Annotated in this window: 9 protein-coding genes and 1 tRNA gene; 6 read left to right on the top strand and 4 right to left on the bottom strand. The window is 75.9% G+C overall.

Features of this window, described 5'->3' with window-relative positions:
• The first annotated feature begins 3 nt into the window (after nucleotides 1-3).
• Nucleotides 4-822, top strand: coding sequence for a sirohydrochlorin chelatase (locus tag ACIA5F_RS18525; RefSeq protein WP_399354158.1), 819 nt, complete (start codon nucleotides 4-6; stop codon nucleotides 820-822).
• Nucleotides 823-894: 72 nt separating this feature from the next.
• On the opposite strand, the gene ACIA5F_RS18520 is transcribed toward ACIA5F_RS18525, so the two are convergent.
• Nucleotides 895-1,896, bottom strand: coding sequence for a ketopantoate reductase family protein (locus tag ACIA5F_RS18520; protein ID WP_399354156.1), 1,002 nt, complete (start codon nucleotides 1,894-1,896; stop codon nucleotides 895-897).
• A gap of 669 nt (nucleotides 1,897-2,565) precedes the next feature.
• Here ACIA5F_RS18520 and ACIA5F_RS18515 point away from each other — a divergent pair.
• The gene (locus ACIA5F_RS18515) at nucleotides 2,566-3,447 is read left to right on the top strand and encodes a phosphotransferase enzyme family protein (RefSeq protein WP_399354154.1); all 882 of its coding nucleotides are present in this window, start codon (nucleotides 2,566-2,568) and stop codon (nucleotides 3,445-3,447) included.
• 137 nt (nucleotides 3,448-3,584) lie between these two features.
• Here the strand turns inward: ACIA5F_RS18515 and ACIA5F_RS18510 are convergent, their stop codons facing one another.
• Together ACIA5F_RS18510 and ACIA5F_RS18505 are read right to left on the bottom strand one after the other, a co-directional pair.
• Complete coding sequence (locus ACIA5F_RS18510) at nucleotides 3,585-4,307, bottom strand: 3'-5' exonuclease (RefSeq protein ID WP_399354152.1); 723 nt, start codon at nucleotides 4,305-4,307, stop codon at nucleotides 3,585-3,587.
• 83 nt (nucleotides 4,308-4,390) lie between these two features.
• Entirely contained in the window at nucleotides 4,391-5,668 is a 1,278-nt protein-coding gene (locus ACIA5F_RS18505; RefSeq protein WP_399354150.1) for an SAV2148 family HEPN domain-containing protein, read from the bottom strand.
• Nucleotides 5,669-5,954: 286 nt separating this feature from the next.
• Between ACIA5F_RS18505 and glgX the strand changes: the two genes are divergently transcribed.
• Together glgX and treY are read left to right on the top strand one after the other, a co-directional pair.
• Nucleotides 5,955-8,069, top strand: a complete 2,115-nt coding sequence (gene glgX / locus ACIA5F_RS18500) for a glycogen debranching protein GlgX (RefSeq protein ID WP_399354148.1) — start codon at nucleotides 5,955-5,957, stop codon at nucleotides 8,067-8,069.
• 96 nt (nucleotides 8,070-8,165) lie between these two features.
• Nucleotides 8,166-10,469 (top strand): malto-oligosyltrehalose synthase, encoded by a 2,304-nt coding sequence (treY, locus tag ACIA5F_RS18495; RefSeq protein ID WP_399354146.1) that lies wholly within the window; start codon nucleotides 8,166-8,168, stop codon nucleotides 10,467-10,469.
• Nucleotides 10,470-10,548: 79 nt separating this feature from the next.
• On the opposite strand, the gene ACIA5F_RS18490 is transcribed toward treY, so the two are convergent.
• Nucleotides 10,549-11,112, bottom strand: coding sequence for a DUF1707 and FHA domain-containing protein (locus ACIA5F_RS18490; RefSeq protein WP_399354144.1), 564 nt, complete (start codon nucleotides 11,110-11,112; stop codon nucleotides 10,549-10,551).
• A gap of 111 nt (nucleotides 11,113-11,223) precedes the next feature.
• On the opposite strand from ACIA5F_RS18490, the gene treZ reads away from it, so the two are divergent.
• Nucleotides 11,224-12,969 carry a malto-oligosyltrehalose trehalohydrolase gene (gene treZ / locus ACIA5F_RS18485; RefSeq protein WP_399354142.1) on the top strand — a complete coding sequence of 582 codons (1,746 nt, stop codon included), beginning with the start codon at nucleotides 11,224-11,226 and terminating at the stop codon, nucleotides 12,967-12,969.
• A 167-nt stretch (nucleotides 12,970-13,136) separates the two neighbouring features.
• Nucleotides 13,137-13,209, top strand: a tRNA-His gene (locus ACIA5F_RS18480).
• Nucleotides 13,210-13,293: the final 84 nt, after the last annotated feature.

Here is a 13,293-nt window from a genome sequence, read left to right as displayed (position 1 = left end):
CCCGTGTCCCCGTCCCTGTTCCGCTCCCCGGCCGCGCTCCCGTCCGGACCCTCGTCCGGGCCCGCGCTCCTGGTGATCGCCCACGGCAGCCGCGACCCGAGGCACGCGGCGACCGTGCACGCCCTGACCCGGCGGGCGCGGGCGCTGCGGCCGGGGCTGCGGGCGGAGACCGCCTTCCTGGACTTCGACACCCCGACCGTCGCGCAGGCACTGTCCCGCCTGCACCGGTCGGGGGTCCGGGAGGTCGTGGCCCTCCCGCTGCTGCTGACCCGGGCGTTCCACGCGAAGTCCGACGTCCCGGCGGTACTGGCGGACGCGGTGGCCCGCCTGCCCGGCCTGTCGGTACGGACGGCGGAAGTCCTCGGCCCCTCCCCCCTGCTGACGGCGGCGCTCGAACGCCGTCTGCGGGAGGCCGGCCTCACCCCGGCGGACCGGCCCGGCACCGGTGTGGTGCTCGCCGCCGCCGGCTCCACGGACCCGGAGGCGATCGCGGTGATCGCTGAAATCGCGCGGGAGTGGCGGCACACCGGCTGGTGCGCCGTGCGACCCGCGTTCGCCTCCGGAGCCTCCTCCTCGGGCGTCCCCCGTACGGAGGACGCCGTACGGGCCCTGCGCGCCGAGGGGGTCCGCCGGGTCGCGGTCGCCCCGTACGTGATCGCCCCGGGCCGGCTCCCGGACCGGATCGCGGCGGGCGCCGCGGCGGCCGGGGCGGACGTCCTCGCCGCCGTCCTGGGCCCGGCCCCGGAACTGGCCCGCCTGCTCCTGCGCCGCTACGACACGGCCGCCCGCACCCCGTCCCGCCTCCCGGCCCTCACCGCCTGACGGGCCGGCGGACGGGCGGCCGGGGCGGCGCGGCCTGCTGGGCGGGGCCGGGCCGTCCCGGCCGGGAGGGTGCTACGCGCGGGCCGCGGCCTCGTCGGCCAGGGCCGTCAGGTCCGCGACCGACATCGAACCCGGCGGCAGCGACTCGCGGGCGAAGATGTTCGCCGCGTGCCGCAGCACCTCGTTGACCGGGGTGGGCACCCCGTGCAACCGGCCCAGCAGGCAGATCTCACCGTTGAGGTAGTCGGCCTCGACCGACCCGGTCCCCCGGGCCAGGCTCTGCCACGAGGACCCGCCCCGGACCCCCGGCGGCTGCTCCGCCCGGCCGTCGCGCGCCGCCGACTCCTCGGCCTCGGAGGCGTACCCGATGCCCGCGGCCCCGAAGACGGCCTTCGCCTCACGGATGGCCCGCAGCAGCAGCGCCGCCTTGCCCGCAGCGGGCTCCGGGCCCGTCGTCGCCTGGATCGCGTTGCCCAGGTTGCCCAGCAGCTTCGCGTACTTCCACCGCATCACGTCCTCGGTCACGGGCGCCGCGAAGCCCGCCTCCTCCAGGCCGGCCGCGATCCGCCGCAGCCGCCCGTCCGTGCCTCCGGCGGCCCGGCCCAGGTGCAGGATTCCGGTCAGCGGCGCGCACGGGGCCGAGACCACGCCCGGTTCGAGGAAGGTCGAGGGCAGCCAGACGCAGACCCCGTACACGTGCGCGAAGCGCCGCAGGGCCAGGCGTTCGCTCTCCACCCCGTTCTGCGCGCACAGCACCGGCAGCCGCTGCGCGGCCGTGCCGCCGCCCGCGACCTCCGCATCGCCCCAGGTGTCGAGCGCGGCGACGGCGTCCTGTGTCTTGACGGCCAGCAGCAGTACGTCGTCCGGCCGCAGTTCGCCCAGTTCCCCGGGCCCCTCGGCCACGGGCAGCCGGTGCACACGGGTCCCGGCGGCCGTCGTGAGCCGCAGCCCGTCCGTCCGCAGGGCCTGCGCGTGCGCGCCGCGCGCGACCAGGACGACCTCCGCGCCCGTCTGCGCCAGCCGTCCGCCGATGGTGGCGCCGACCGCGCCCGCGCCGATGATGATGTACCTCATGCCGACGAGCCTGGCACACCCCGTACCCCGCGTTGCGGGCGGGGCGCGACGGGTGGGCGAGCAGGTCGGGCGGGTCGGGCGGTCCCCGATCGGCTCGACCAGCTCTCGACCGGCTCGACGGCGGTGTTCCCGTTGCGGGCGGGCGGCGGCGATGCCCCCGAGCAGGGCGGGCCGGGCCGGTGCCCCGCCCGGCTGGGAACGGCCCGGACCCTCCGGGCGCGGAGGGGAGGACGCGGTCGCCGAGCCGGTACCCCTCGGGGAGGTACGAGGGCCCGTCGAGCGCGGCGAAGCGGTCCGGGGCGGGCCGTCCGGAGAGGAAGGTGGCGTGCGGCTGCCGCCCTTGCGGCCCGGCGGCCGGGAAGGGGCGGGCGCCGTGGACGGCACGGAGGTACGCGCCGTCCACGACCAGGCGGGGGACCCCCGGAACCCGAAGGGGGCCGGGACGGCCGCCTCCCGCTCCCGGGCCAGCCCCGCGGAGTCCCGCCCGCACCGCGCGGAGTCCGGCCATGGGTGCCTTCCGGTGCCCGCCGGCGCGAGCACCGCGGCCGGGCCGGGTGCGCGGCCGTCGTGCGCGGCCGGGCCCACGCGGGGGGAGGCGGGGAAGGAAATGCGAGACTGGGCGGATTCACGACGCTCCACGACGAGCCGGCGAAGGACGGGACGAACGGCATGGACGAGGCGCGGGCCAGGGACGTACTGACGGCGGCGGGGCTCGGCTCCGGCCCGGGTCCGGGCGCCGGCTCCACGCGGGAGCCCGTGCTCCTCGCACTCGGCGAGAACGCCGTCTTCGCCGTCGGCGAGCTGGTGGTGAAGGTGGGCCGGGAGGCGGGGCTGCTGGCGCGGGCCGAGCGGGAGCTCGCGGTGGCGGGCTGGTTCGCGGAGTCCGGGATCGCGGCGGTGCGCGCGGCCGAGCCGGTGCCACGGCTGGTCGACGGGCACCCGGTGACCCTCTGGCACCGGCTGCCGGACGCGGTCCGTCCGGCGGGCCCCGAGGACCTGGCGGCGCTGCTGCGCGAGGTCCACGCCCTGCCCGCACCGCCGTTCGACCTGCCCGCGCGGGACCTGCTGGGCGGGGTCGAGCGCTGGCTGCGGCTGGCCGGTGACACCGTCGACCCGGCGGACGCGGCGTACCTGCGGGCCCGGCGCGACGCGTACGCCGAGGAGGTCGCCGGGCTGACCCCGCACCTCCCCCGGGGCCCCGTCCACGGCGACGCCCTGCCACGCAACGTCCATGTGGGCCCGGACGGCCCGGTCCTGGTCGACCTGGAGACCGTCTCGGCCGACCTGCGCGAGCACGACCTGGTGGTGATGGCCCTCTCGCTCGACCGGTACGGGCTGCCCGCCGGGTCCTACGAGGCCTTCGTCCGGGCGTACGGCTGGGACGTGCGCGCGTGGGAGGGCTGCGCGGTCCTGCGCGGCGCCCGGGAGACGGCCAGCTGCGCCTGGGTCTCCCAGCACGCCCCGGCCAACCCCAAGGCCCTCGCGGAGTTCCACCGCCGGGTCAACTCCCTGCGCGACGGCGACCGCGAACTGCGCTGGCACCCCTTCTAGAACCGGCCCCGGCACCGGCCCCCGGGCCGCTCGCCGGACCCAACCGGCCGGACCCTGTCGGACAGGCAGCCGGGCAGGCAGCCGGGCAGGCAGCCGGACAAGCGGCCGGACCGTCAGGCCGTCACGTCGTCAGGCCCTCAGGCAGGTATCAGCGCGCGCAGCGGCCACGCCGTGTCTATCACCGCGTCCGGGGTGCCCTGGCGGCGCAGGTACGCCTGGAAGTCGCGGGCCCAGCGCGCGTGCCAGCCGCCCTGCCGGGCGTGCAGGTCGGCCGGGGTGAGCCCGGCCACCTCCGGATGGCGCGCGGCTATCGCACGGGCCACCTGGACCGCCGCCAGCGCGTCGGCCCCCGCGTCGTGCGCGGCGTCGAGGGTGACCCCGTACACCCCGCACACCGCCTCCAGGGTCCGCTTGCCGCGCCGGTAGCGGTCCACGGCCCGGTCTATGGTCAGCGGGTCCACCACCGGGCCGGTCCGCGCACCGTCCAGCCGGTCGGCCAGCGACGGCAGCCCGTGCCGGTGCAGTTCCGCCGTCAGCAGGGTCAGGTCGAAGGCGGCGTTGTACGCGACGACCACCGCGCCCCGCTGCCAGTGCCCCACCAGGGCCGCCGCGATCTCCTCGGCGACCTCGGGTGCCGGACGGCCCTCGGTGACCGCCCGGCCGGTGCTGATGCCGTGGATCGCCGACGCTTCCTCCGGGATCGGTATCCCCGGGTCCGCGAGCCAGCCGCGCCGCCCGCGCACCGTGCCGGCGCGCACCTCGACCAGCGCCGCCGTCACGATCCGCGACCGCTCCGGCTCCGTGCCGGTCGTCTCCAGGTCGAACCCGATCAGCACACCGCCGTGCCAGTCTTCCGCCACGCGCCCCTCCCCCGTCCGTCTGTCCGTCCGTTTCCTGGCCTTCAGCCTGCCACGGGCCACTGACAGCGAGGGCGACGGCCCCGTCAGGAGACCGGCCGGGAGTCGTCCCAGACCGATTCGAACTCCTCCCGGTACGTCGTGAACAGCCCGTGGTCCGCGTCCTTGGGGACACCGCGCCCGCCCCCGCGCAGGACCAGGACCGGCGCCTCCATGCCGCGCGCCCGCCGCAGGTACGTCTGGACGACCGCGATGCCCGAGGACTCCCCCTCCACCAGGTAGGCGGTGAAGCGGGGGGTCTCGTCGAAGACGTGGATCTCGAAGCCCGACGGGTCCCGCAGGCCCGCCCGGACCCGCCGTACGTGGAGGATGTTCATCTCCACCGAGCGGCTCAGCTCGCCCTTGCGCAGCCCCAGCTCGCGTTCGCGGCGTTTGACCGCGCTGCTGGCCGGGTTGAGGAAGAGCAGCCGGACCCGGCAGCCGGCTTCCGTGAGCCGCACCAGGCGGCGGCCCGAGAAGTTCTGGACCAGCAGGTTGAGTCCTATGCCGATGGCGTCGAGCCGCCGGGCCCCGCCGAACAGGTCCTCCGCCGGGAGCTGGCGCTGGAGCCGGACCCGGTCGGGGTGGACGGAGATGACGTCCGCGTACCGGTCGCCCACCAGCTCCTCGACCGCGTCGATCGGCAGCCGGTCCGCCGAGGGGCTGCCCGCGCCCCCGCCCAGGACCTCCAGCAGCCGCGCCGAGGCCCGTTCCGCCTGTTCCAGCACGGCCCGGGACAGGGCGCGGTTGCGGGAGACGACGTTGCGGGTGACCTCCAGCTCGTCGAGGGCGAGCTCGATCTCGCGCCGGTCGTCGAAGTACGGCTCGAAACAGGGCCAGTGCTGGACCATCAGCTCCCGCAGCTGCGGGAGGGTCAGGAAGCTCAGGACGTTGTCGTCGGCCGTGTCGAGCAGGTAGCCCTTGCGGCGGCTCACCTCGCGCACGGCGACGGCCCGCTGCACCCACTCCTGTCCGGCGGGCCCGGCCGCGGCGACCACCCAGTCGTCCTCGCCGTGCACCGGCTCGTAGATGGGCCGCAGCACGGCCCCGACCACCGACCGGAGCCGCTGTTCGATCAGGTTGAGCCAGATGTAGGCCCGGCCCGCCCGCTGCGCGCGGGTGCGGACCTCGCTCCAGGCCTCGGCGCCCCAGTCCAGTTCGGCCCCGGCCCGCAGGGCCGTGTCCGTCGCCCCCGTCCCCTCCGGCCCGCCCGCCAGGGAGACGGCCCCGGCCGCGACGGCACCGGGGACACCTCCCGGGGCGTCCGCCGGACCGCCCTCGTGACCGCTGTCACCAGGGGGCAGCTCCAGACCTCCCGAGCTCACCCGTGCACCGCCTTCTGCGTCTGGACGCCCGTCTCCAGTGATCACGGAAGGGTACTCCGCGCGCGCGGCCCGGTGCAGCCCGATGGTCCGTACACCGGCCGCCCGTTGACCCATTATCCGATGCCCTCATTGTCCGCTGACCCGCATATCGGCTCTCCGGGTCACCCGGCAGGAGCATCCCGGGTCCACGACGGGCGCCCCTCTTTCGGGGAAGATCTGGCAGGGACGCGGTCCACGCCGGATCAGCCGACGATCAGCCGGACGAGGACGGGAAGAGTATTCATTCATGCAGGTCTGGCCGGGACGGGCATACCCGCTCGGCGCCACCTACGACGGCGCCGGCACCAACTTCGCGGTCTACTCCGAAGCCGCCCGACGCATCGAACTGTGCCTTCTGCACGACGACGGTTCGGAGACCGCCGTCGAGCTGCGCGAGACGGACGCCTTCGTCCGGCACGCCTACCTCCCCGGGGTCATGCCGGGGCAGCGCTACGGGTTCCGTGTCCACGGCCCGTACGAGCCCGAGCGCGGGCTGCGCTGCAACGCGGCGAAGCTGCTGCTGGACCCGTACGCGCGGGCGGTCAGCGGGAGCGTGCGCTGGGGCGCGGAGGTGTACGGCTACCACTTCGGCCGTCCGGACTCGCGCAACGACCTGGACTCGGCCCCGCACACCATGAGCTCGGTCGTGGTCAACCCCTACTTCGACTGGGCCAACGACCGGCCGCCGCGCCACGAGTACCACCGCACCGTGCTCTACGAGGCCCACGTCAAGGGCTTGACCATGTGTCACCCGGAGGTGCCGCAGGAGCTGCGCGGCACGTACGGGGCGCTCGCGCACCCGGCGGTGATCGGGCACCTCACCGGGCTCGGGGTGACGGCGCTGGAGCTGATGCCCGTCCACCAGTTCGTCAACGACCACCGTCTCGTGGACGACGGGCTCAGCAACTACTGGGGCTACAACACCATCGGTTTCTTCGCCCCGCACAACGGCTACGCGTCGGGCGACCGGGGCCAGCAGGTGCTGGAGTTCAAGTCGGCGGTCCGGGCGCTGCACCAGGCGGGGATCGAGGTGATCCTCGACGTGGTCTACAACCACACGGCCGAGGGGAGCCACCTGGGGCCGACGCTGTCCTTCCGGGGGCTGGACAACGCCTCGTACTACCGGCTCGCGCAGGACATGCGGCACTACACCGACACCACCGGGACGGGGAACTCGCTCCTGATGCGGTCCCCGCACGTCCTCCAGTTGATCATGGACTCGTTGCGGTACTGGGTCACCGAGATGCACGTGGACGGTTTCCGCTTCGACCTCGCGGCGACCCTGGCACGTCAGTTCCACGAGGTGGACCGGCTGTCCTCGTTCTTCGACCTGGTCCAGCAGGACCCGGTGGTCAGCCAGGTGAAGCTGATCGCGGAGCCCTGGGACCTGGGCGAGGGCGGCTACCAGGTGGGCAACTTCCCGCCGCTGTGGTCCGAGTGGAACGGCAAGTACCGGGACACCGTGCGGGACCTGTGGCGGGGTCAGCCGCGCACGCTCGCGGAGTTCGCGGGGCGGCTGACCGGCTCCTCCGACCTCTACCAGGACGACGGCCGGCGCCCGATCGCCTCCGTCAACTTCACCACCTGCCACGACGGGTTCACCCTGAACGACCTGGTCTCGTACGACGAGAAGCACAACGAGGCCAACCGGGAGGGCAACGAGGACGGCGAGGCCCACAACCGGTCGTGGAACTGCGGGGCCGAGGGCGAGAGCGCCGACCCGGACGTCCAGGAGCTGCGCGAGCGCCAGATGCGCAACTTCATGGCCACCCTGATGCTGTCGCAGGGGGTGCCGATGCTCAGCCACGGCGACGAGTTCGCCCGGTCCCAGGGCGGCAACAACAACGCGTACTGCCAGGACAACGCGTTGTCCTGGGTGCGCTGGCCGGAGCCGGGGAAGCCGCCCCCGGCGCTGCTGGAGTTCACCCGGCGGATGGTGCGGCTGCGGCGCGAGCACCCGGTCTTCCGGCGGCGCCGGTTCTTCCACGGGCGGCCGGTGCAGGGGGCGCACGACGCGCTTTCCGACATCGCCTGGTTCACCCCGCACGGCGAGGAGATGCGGGCCCGCGACTGGCAGGCGCAGCACGCGCGGGCGCTGACGGTGTTCCTCAACGGGCAGGCGATCTCCGAGCCGGGCGGCCGGGGGGAGCGGATCACCGACGACTCGTTCCTGCTGCTGTTCAACACGGGCGCCGATCCGCAGGACTTCACCGTCCCGGCCGGGTACGGCGCGCAGTGGCACCTGGTGGTGGACACGGCGCGGGCGGACGTCCTGGCGCCCGGTACGGGGACCCGGTACGCGGCCGGGGACCGGGTGGCGCTGACGGGCCGGTGCCTGGTGGTGCTCCAGCGCCCGGCGTGAGAGCGCGGGGTGCCGGGCGCCGCGCCGGGCGGTGCGGTCACCCGGATGCCGGGCGGTGGTGGCACGGATCGCGGCGGGCTGGGTACGTACGTCCTCATGAGCCAGCCTCGGTCAAGCAGCCCGCCGCAATCCACCGCCCCGGAACGGGCCGTCCCGGGGCGGCCCGTTGCCCAGCGGTCCGTCCCGGCGTCGACCTACCGTCTCCAGCTCCGCCCGGAGTTCCCCTTCGCGGCGGCCGGGGACCTCGTGCCCTACCTCGCCTCGCTCGGGGTGTCCCACCTGCACCTCTCTCCCGTCCTGGAGGCGGTGCCCGGTTCGGCGCACGGGTACGACGTCACCGACCACTCCCGGGTCCGGGCCGAGCTGGGCGGCGAGGCGGGGCTGCGGGCGCTGGCCCGGACCGCCCGGGGCCACGGGCTGGGCCTGGTCCTCGACATCGTGCCGAACCACATGGCGGTGCCGACGCCGCTGCGGCTGAACCGGCCCCTGTGGGAGGTGCTGCGGGAGGGGCCGCGCTCGCCGTACGCGCGCTGGTTCGACATCGACTGGGAGGCGGGCGGCGGGCAGGTCCTGCTGCCGGTCCTCGCCGGGCCGGCGGAGCCCGGCGCGTTCGCGGTGGACGGGGAGGTGCTGCGCCACGGGGTCCACGAGTTCCCCCTGCGGGCGGGGACGGCGGGGCTGGAGCCGGCCGCACTGCTGGCCGCGCAGTGGTACCGCCCGGCCTGGTGGCGGGAGGCCCGTACCGCCCTGAACTACCGGCGGTTCTTCACCGTCTCGGAGCTGATCGGGGTCCGGGTCGAGGACCCGGAGGTGTTCACCGCCACCCACGCGAAGGTGCTGGAGCTGGTCCGGGACAAGGTGGTGCGGGGGCTGCGGATCGACCACGTGGACGGGCTGGCGGACCCGGCGCGGTACCTGGGGCGGCTGCGGGCGGCGGTGGGCGACGACTGCTGGGTGGTGGTCGAGAAGATCCTCGCCGGGCCGGAGCGGCTGCCGTCCGCGTGGCCGGTGGCGGGTACCACCGGGTACGACACGCTGCGACGGGTGGACGGGGTGTTCACCGACCCGGAGGGCGCCGCGCTGCTGGCCCGGCGGTACGCGGAGGCCACCGGGCTCGGGCCCTGGGAGCGGACGGCCGCCGCCTGCGCCCGGGAGGTGCTGACCGGCGACCTGGCCGCCGAGCTGGCGGCGCTGGCGCGCCGCGCCGGGCCGGAGCTGGCCGGCGCCGTCCGGGAGCTGCTGATCGCCTCCCCCGTCTACCGGTCCTACCCCGAGGACCCGCGGCCCGCGCCCGGGGCGCTGGAGGAGGCCGCCGCACAGGCCGGCCGGGGTCCGGTGGACGCCGTACGGGAGCTGCTGCTGACCGACCGGGCCTTCGCCGCCCGCTTCGCCCAGACCTCGGCGGCGCTGCGCGCCAAGTCCCTGGAGGACCGGGCCTTCTACCGCTGGGCCCCGCTGCTGTCGGCCAACGAGGTCGGGGGTGATCCGGGGCACCCGGCGGTGGGGGCGGCGGAGTTCCACGCCCACTGCGCCCGGCTGGAGCGGGAGTGGCCCGGCTCCGGGACGGTCCTGTCCACCCACGACACCAAGCGGAGCGCGGACGTCCGGGCCCGGATCGCGGTGCTGTCGCAGGTCCCGGAGGTGATGGGCCGCCCGCAGGGCCCGGACCCGCAGCTGGCCTGGGTGGCCCGGCAGAGCGCGCTGGGGCTCGGGGAGGCCCCGCAGGCCGCGGACCGGCTGGAACAGGCCCTGCTCAAGGCGGTCCGCGAAGCCGCCCTGCGCACGAGCTGGACCGGCCAGGACACGGCGTACGAGGCGACCGTGCCCGGGTACGCGGCCCCGCTGGACCTCCCGCCGGAGGCGGCGCGGGCGGCGGAGACGGGTCTGCTCGGCATGACGGTGCTGCACCTGACGATGCCGGGGGTCCCCGAGGTCTACCAGGGCTCCGAGACGGAGTACCGGGCCCTGGTCGATCCGGACAACCGGCGTCCGGCCCGGTTCCCCCGGGAGGAACTGGCCCGCCTGGACGCGGGGGCCGTCCCGCACGGCGCGGCGGGCCGGAAGCTGGCGGTCACCGCCGCCCTGCTGCGGCTGCGGCGGGACCGGCCGGAGCTCTTCACCGGCTACGCCCCGCTCCCGGCCCGGGGCCCGGCGGCGGAGCACTGCCTGGCCTTCGCCCGCTCGCCCGGCCTGGTGGCGCTGGCGACCCGGCTCCCGTACCGGCTGGCCCGCGCGGGCGGCTGGCGCGGCACCGCCCTGCCCCTGCCCCCGGGCCGGTGGACCCCGCTGCCGGTGCCGGGGTGGCCGCCCGGGTCCCCGTACGAGGGGGAGCTGCCCCTGGCCGGGCTGCCGGACGCCTGGCCCGCGGCGGTCCTGCTCCGGGTGGACGGGACGGGGTGACGGGGGCGGAGGCGCCGGCGCGCGGGCCGCCCCGCCCGGTGTCAGGGCCGCCGTCGAGGAGCCTCGTCAGGGGCCGTCGTCAGGGGGAGGAGAGGCGGAAGGTCATCCGGCCGAAGGAGACCTGGTCGCCCTCCCGGACCATGGCCGAGCCCGTCACCCGGCGCCCGTTGACGGTGGTGCCGTTGGTGGAGCCGAGGTCGGTGAGCACCCACACGCCGTCGCGCAGCACGAGCTCCGCGTGGACCCGGGAGACGGTCTCGTGGCTGAGCCGCAGCCCGTTGCCGGGGTCGCGGCCTATCCGCAGGGCCGCCGCGCCCGGGTGCGGGAGCAGCAGCCGGGGCAGCTTCTCGGCGGCCCAGGCGCGCCGGACGCCCACGGACAGGGCGGAGGCGCGGCCGACCCAGCCGAAGAGCCTGCGCGTCCACGGGCTTTCGGCGCCCGCGCGCCCTTCGAGGTCGGCCGTGAGGACGGCGAGATCCCCCGAGTGGCGGGCGGCCAGGGCGAGTTCCATCCGGCGCAGGAAGGTGTCGTGCGAGAGCCGGCCGAGGGCGGCGCCTTCCCTGAGGTGTTCCAGTGCCCGGTCCCGCTCGGCGTCGGAGAGCCGCGGCGCGGGGTAGGCGGGGAACTCGAAACTCGACGTCATCGGGTGATTGTCGGCCCGTCGGGGCCGGAGTGTCCAGAACTCCCGCCCCCGGCCCGGGATGATGGGCCACGATACGCATGCTGGGCACCGCCGGAGACGAGGGGACCGTCCGTGCAGTTCGAGGTGTGGGCACCGCTGGCAGACCGGGTCGCGCTGCGGCTCGACGACCTGACGTACGACATGGCGCGCGATCCGGAGCGGGACGGCTGGTGGACCGCCGAGGCCGACACCGCCGCCGAGGGGTCCCGGTACGGGTTCCTGCTGGACGACGGCCCCGTACGGCCCGACCCGCGCGGGCGGCGGCTGCCGGACGGGCCCGACGGCCTGTCGGCGGTGGTCTCCTTCGAGGAGCCCGCCGCCCGGGAGCCGTCCCCGCGCACCCCGCTCCAGGACGCCGTCCTGTACGAGCTGCACATCGGCACCTTCACCCCCGAAGGCACCTTCGACGCCGCCGCCGCCCGGCTCGGACACCTCACCGCCCTCGGCGTCACCCATGTGGAACTGCTGCCGGTCTGCCCCTTCCCCGGCCGGAGCGGCTGGGGGTACGACGGGGTCGCGCCCTGGGCGGTGCACGAGCCGTACGGGGGCCCGGCCGGGCTCGCCCGCTTCGTGGACGCGGCGCACGCGGCCGGGCTCGGGGTGGTGCTGGACGTGGTCCACAACCACCTGGGTCCCTCCGGCAACCACCTGCCCGCCTTCGGCCCGTACTTCACCGAGACCCACCACACCCCCTGGGGCGCGGCGGTGAACCTGGACGCGCCCGGCTCCGACGAGGTCCGCGCCTACCTCCTGGGCTCCGCGCTGGCCTGGCTGCGCGACCACCGGATCGACGGGCTCCGGCTCGACGCCGTGCACGCGCTGGCGGACGGGCGGGCCCTGACCTTCCTGGAGGAGCTGGCGGCGGCCGTGGACGAGCTGGCGGCGGAGACCGGCCGGCAGCTCTTCCTGATCGCCGAGTCCGACCGGTGCGACCCGCGCACCACCGCCCCGCGCGCGGCCGGGGGCCTGGGTCTGCACGCCCAGTGGAACGACGACTTCCACCACGCCCTGCACTGCGCGCTGACCGGTGAGTCCCAGGGGTACTACGCCGACTTCGCCGGGGCCCCGCTCGCCGCCCTCGCCAAGACCATGACCCGGGCCTTCTTCCACGACGGGACCTGGTCCTCCTTCCGGGGCCGCACCCACGGCCGCCCGGTGGACCGGCGCGGGACCCCGGCCCACCGCTTCCTCGGCTACGCCCAGACCCATGACCAGGTCGGCAACCGGGCGCCGGGCGACCGGCTCGCCGCCTCCCTCTCCCCCGGGCTGCTGGCGTGCGCCGCGGCCGTGGTGCTGACCGGGCCGTTCGTGCCGATGCTCTTCATGGGCGAGGAGTGGGGCGCGGGCACCCCGTGGCAGTACTTCACCGACCATCGGGACCCGGAGCTGGCCGAGGCGGTACGGACCGGCAGGCGCCGGGAGTTCGCGGCGCACGGATGGAAGGCCGAGGAGGTCCCCGACCCGCAGGACCCGGCCACCCGGGACCGGTCCTGCCTGGACTGGGCCGAGCCCGAGCGGGAGGGCCACGCCCGGCTGCTGGCCTGGTACCGCACCCTCGTCACCCTCCGGCGCACCCACCCGGACCTGCGCGACCCGGACCTGGCGGGGGTCCGGGTCGCCCACGACGAGGAGCGGCGCTGGCTCACCTTCCGGCGGGGCGACATCCGGGTCGTCGTGAACCTCTCCCCCGAGCCGGCCACGATCGCGCTGGGCCGCAACGGGGTGCGGGTGCTGGCCGCCTGGGAGCCGATGGAGCACCCGGGCGAGGACGGGCGGGTCCACGTACCGGGCGAGTCGGCGGTGGTCCTCGGCCCGTAGGCCCGTTGCCGGGGATCGTGCGTCGCGGCGGCCGTCCGGGGCGGTGAAGGGCGCGGGGCCGGGGTCCGCGCCGGGGCCGTGGGCGCCGGGGCGCCCGGGATGCGGGACCACCTCGGCGATCGGCTATGCTGTGCATGCACATCGACGGGCGTTCGCCGCCCTTCGCGGTGGGTGTAGCTCAGCTGGTAGAGCACCTGGTTGTGGTCCAGGTGGCCGCGGGTTCAAGTCCCGTCACTCACCCTGTAGGTCCCGTAGGGGCACGAGGTTCTCCTCGTGCCCCTACGGGCGTTCCCGCCTCCGGGAGTCCCGCGGTCGCTCGCGCCG

It is taken from the genome of Streptomyces sp. NPDC051567, assembly GCF_044454165.1.
Taxonomy (GTDB): domain Bacteria; phylum Actinomycetota; class Actinomycetes; order Streptomycetales; family Streptomycetaceae; genus Streptomyces.
This window is presented reverse-complemented; position numbering and strand designations above follow the sequence as displayed.

Coding starts and splice junctions, on each gene's coding strand:
- ACIA5F_RS18520 (WP_399354156.1), bottom strand. CDS start 1,896: ATGAGGTACATCATCATCGGCGCGGGCGCGGTCGGCGCCACCATCGGC.
- ACIA5F_RS18515 (WP_399354154.1), top strand. CDS start 2,566: ATGGACGAGGCGCGGGCCAGGGACGTACTGACGGCGGCGGGGCTCGGC.
- glgX (WP_399354148.1), top strand. CDS start 5,955: ATGCAGGTCTGGCCGGGACGGGCATACCCGCTCGGCGCCACCTACGAC.
- treY (WP_399354146.1), top strand. CDS start 8,166: ATGAGCCAGCCTCGGTCAAGCAGCCCGCCGCAATCCACCGCCCCGGAA.
- ACIA5F_RS18490 (WP_399354144.1), bottom strand. CDS start 11,112: ATGACGTCGAGTTTCGAGTTCCCCGCCTACCCCGCGCCGCGGCTCTCC.